This is a genomic window from Salmonella sp. SAL4457 (assembly GCF_046548235.1).
Lineage (GTDB): Bacteria > Pseudomonadota > Gammaproteobacteria > Enterobacterales > Enterobacteriaceae > Salmonella > Salmonella enterica.
Genome location: NZ_JBGDZO010000803.1, coordinates 1 through 258, shown reverse-complemented (window position 1 = coordinate 258; position 258 = coordinate 1). Strand labels below are relative to the sequence as shown.

Genomic DNA, 258 nt, shown 5'->3' with positions numbered 1-258 from the left:
CAGTCAGGTAGCTTGAGCAACGACAGATGCGTAGATACGAAAGTGATATTCTTACCGAGCCGATCAGCAATATCCTTTTGCTTCCAACCTTCTTCAATAAACAGGTTTAACGCCTCGGCAATCTCTACCGGAGTCAAGTCATCCCGCTGGATGTTTTCGATCAGCTCACCAGCAGTCTCGTCCAAGTTGTTCTGGACCTTATCATTCACCACCAAGTCAATGGTCTCGATACCAGCGTGTTTACACGCTCTCCAACGC

General features: G+C 48.1%; 1 protein-coding gene. It reads right to left on the bottom strand.

The window, feature by feature from the left end; all coding sequences use genetic code 11:
• Positions 1-209: ParB/RepB/Spo0J family partition protein (locus tag ACLJNW_RS26385; RefSeq protein WP_410961535.1), on the bottom strand; the 209-nt coding region annotated here is incomplete at its 3' end.
• Positions 210-258 lie beyond the last annotated feature (49 nt).